Origin of the sequence: Reyranella sp. (genome assembly GCF_004296935.1) — a bacterium.
Lineage (GTDB): Bacteria > Pseudomonadota > Alphaproteobacteria > Reyranellales > Reyranellaceae > Reyranella.
Genome location: NZ_SCVH01000124.1, coordinates 1 through 3089 on the forward strand (window position 1 = coordinate 1; position 3089 = coordinate 3089).

General features: G+C 64.6%; 2 protein-coding genes. Both read right to left on the reverse strand.

The genetic code is table 11. From position 1 onward, the window contains the following. The coding region (locus tag EPO55_RS17635; RefSeq protein ID WP_296338358.1) for a cation-translocating P-type ATPase at positions 1-2512 on the reverse strand (2512 nt) is incomplete at its 3' end. Between the two features lie 44 nt (positions 2513-2556). Then, positions 2557-2967: a response regulator gene (locus EPO55_RS17640; RefSeq protein ID WP_296338359.1), complete on the reverse strand. Its 411-nt coding sequence runs from the start codon at positions 2965-2967 to the stop codon at positions 2557-2559. Positions 2968-3089 lie beyond the last annotated feature (122 nt).

Here is a 3089-nt window from a genome sequence, read left to right on the forward strand (position 1 = left end):
AGCCGGTCCGCCACCTCGGTTTGACGGTCTCCAGAATCAGGAGAATGACCGCCGCAGAGGCTACGGACAGGCCGAGATCGTCGAGATGGAGCGTGCCGAAGCGAAACAGACTCATGGCCGGCGGCCACGTCAGTGCGACGGCAAGGATCCCGGCCACGCCCGACAGCAACAGCCACAGCGACAGGTTCCGACGCCCCAGTGCTACCAACAGCGATCCGCTGAACGACCGGTTCACCAGGATGAGGCTGGTGTTGGTGAGGACCAGGGAAACAAACACCAGCGCCCGCAGTTCGTCGTCCTGCATCTGCCGCGTGATCCCGGCGGCATAGACGGCGGCGAGCGCGGCAAGGGCCAGCCCGCCCTGAAGCAGGCCCCACATCACCATCCGGCCAGACAGGAGTTTGCTTTCCGGGCCGCGTGGCGGGCGCCGCATCACGTCGTCCTCGTCGGGCTCGGCCTCGAAGACGATGGAGCACGCCGGATCGATCACCATCTCAAGGAAGGCAATGTGGATCGGGGTCAGGATCAGGGGCGTGCCGAGCAGCAGCGGCAGCAGAGCCAGACCGGCGATCGGCACGTGCACCGCCACGATGTAGGCCATGGCCTTGCGGAGGTTGTCGTAGATCCTGCGGCCGAGACGGATCGTCCTGACGATCGAGCCGAAATCATCGTCGAGCAGAACGATCGACGAGGCCTCACGGGCAACGTCGGTACCACGCCCACCCATGGCAATGCCGATGTGGGCGGACTTCAGAGACGGCGCATCGTTCACGCCATCTCCGGTCATGGCGACGATCTCGCCATCGGCCTTGAGCGCGTTGACGATCCGGAGTTTTTGCTCGGGCAATATCCTTGCGAAGACATTGGCCGTTCGAACACCGGTCGCGAGATCGGCGCCGCCAAGGCGTGCCAGATCAGCCCCACCGATCGTGTGCCCCGGCGGCAGTCCGGCGGCGGCAGCGATGGCTTCGGCGGTTGCGGGATAGTCACCGGTGATCATGATGACCCTGATGCCGGCCGATTGGCACTCGCGTACCGCGCCCGGCACGTTCGCACGTAGCGGATCGGCAAAACCGATCAATCCGATGAAGTCGAAAGCGAAGCCCTGCTGTGCATCGGGCAGTTCACGGCCCGCATGAGCCGCACGGGCCACACCCAGCACACGCGCGCCCTTCTTCGCCATTTCGTCGACTGACCGCCGCAGCCAGGAAAGCCGCGCAGCGTCGAGACCGCAGAGCGCCCCGATCGCTTCCGGTGCCCCCTTCGCGCAGGCCATGCCGTCCCCGCCTCCAGCGCGACGCCAGAAATTGGTCATAGCAGGGAAGTCGGAGCGCAGCCCGTACTGCCGGACCAGGTCCAGACCGGCATAGACCGCACCCACGCCACCGGGCTGTCGTCCCACTTCTCCGGTGATCGCCCGCTCCATGGGATCGAACGACTCGCGCCCGCTGGCCAGCAGCGCGGTCTCGAGCAATCGCACCCCGTCCTCATCCGGCATCGGCGTCCGAAGCCCGGCGATCGTCATGCGATTCTCGGTCAGGGTGCCGGTCTTGTCGGTGCACAAGACCGTGGCCGCGCCCAGCATCTCGATAGCTGCCGCGCGGCGTGTCAGCACGCGTGCCCGCGACAAACGCCAGGCTCCCATGACCATGAAAGCGGTGAGCACCAGCGGGAACTCCTCCGGCAACATCGACATGCCGAGGGCGATGCCGCCCAGGATCGCCTGAAGCCAGTCTCCCCGGAGAAAACCATAAAGAAGAACAGCGAGCAGGCTTGCGGCCAGGCCGAACATGGCGAAGTTGCGGACAAGCAAACGGGTTTGCTGCTGGAGTCGCGGCGGCTCTATGACGATTCTTCCGAGAGCCTGGCCGATCCTGCCGATTTCACTCGACAGACCAGTGGAGACCACAATCGCGGTTCCTTCGCCGCGGACGACAAGCGAGCCGGAAAATACGAAGGGTTGGTCTTCACCCCCTGGCCTTGCCATCTGCGCCTTATCGTCGGCGGAGCTGGCACTCTTGCTCACGGGAACCGACTCGCCGGTGAGCAGGGACTCGTCCACCAGGAGATTGTGTGCGGCGGACAGCACCGCGTCCGCCGGAATACGGTCGCCCTCAAGGATGACAATGATGTCACCGCGCACGACCTCGCGGCCCGGGATGCGCTTGCGCTCCCCATCGCGAACGACCAGGGCGCGCGGGCTTGTCATGTCCCGCAGGGCCTCGAGGACGCGCTCGCTGCGTGTTTCCTGGACGACGGTGATCGAGACCGAAATGGTGGCGAAGGCGAGCAGGACCAGCCCCTCGGTCAAGTCACCCAGGACGAAGTAGATCGCCCCGGCGCCGAGTAGAAGCGAGAACATCGGCTCGCGCAGCACGTCGCCAACGATGCGCAGAAAGGTCCGACGATCCGTCCGCGGAAGGTCGTTGAAGCCTTCAGCGGCCAGCCGTCGCCGGGCCTCCTCGTCCGTCAGTCCCTCGGCGCTCCGCATCGCAGGGACGAATGGCGACATTGGTGTTGCCTCGCGTGCTTCGGTTTGCCTGGCTTTCACCGCCGTCAGGCGGGCTTCGCAAGGATAGACCGAATCCCTTCAACGAGGGCACCATCCGACAGAGGCTTTTCGAGGACCTGGCGAACACCCGACCTTGCGGCTCGACGACGCAGTTCAGCCGATGCACGACCCGCGATCATGATAACCGGCAGATCGATATGGCGTTCCCGAAGCAACTCGATGAGCTGCAGCCCATCAATGAGCGGCATGCGGTAGTCGATGACGAGGCAGCCGCTTGCCGGCAGGCTTGCCTCGGCAAGCAAGGCCCTCGGCCCATCGTAGACTCGGACATCGAGGCCCTCTAGTTCGAGGGAAAACTTGAGAGCGCTTCGAACCGCAGCGTCATCATCGACGATAAGCACTGTACCAAACATCGCAGGCGTGTGGCGGCGTTCCCGATCCGGTCCGACGAGCATCCGCTTTGTTTAGCGCGGGACGGACAGCAGCGATTTGATCTGGCTCAACGCAGCCGTCACGGCGAATGACCCGAAAGAATGGCCATTCGCACGAGCTCCGACAAGCTATCCGCCCGCATTTT